Here is a 241-nt window from a genome sequence, read left to right as displayed (position 1 = left end):
CCCGCTGTTGCTGGGAGTTCTCTTTTTTGTCGCCATGCTGGCGGGATTTATCGACTCGATTGCCGGTGGCGGTGGGTTACTCACCATTCCGGCATTGATGGCAGCGGGGATGTCTCCCGCTAATGCGCTGGCAACCAATAAACTGCAAGCCTGCGGCGGCTCTATTTCCGCTACTATCTACTTTATTCGCCGCAAAGTGGTTAGTTTAAGCGATCAGAAACTCAATATCGCCATGACCTTT

At 52.3% G+C, this 241-nt stretch carries 1 protein-coding gene; it reads left to right on the top strand.

The window, feature by feature from the left end:
• Nucleotides 1–241, top strand: a 241-nt coding sequence (locus tag HMPREF0549_RS09065; RefSeq protein ID WP_003718009.1) for a TSUP family transporter, incomplete at both ends; no start/stop codon positions are given.

The sequence above is a fragment of the Limosilactobacillus vaginalis DSM 5837 = ATCC 49540 genome (assembly GCF_000159435.1).
In the GTDB taxonomy this organism is placed as follows: domain Bacteria; phylum Bacillota; class Bacilli; order Lactobacillales; family Lactobacillaceae; genus Limosilactobacillus; species Limosilactobacillus vaginalis.
The sequence above is the reverse complement of the archived record's forward strand: the minus strand, read 5'-3'. Positions and strand labels throughout refer to the sequence as shown.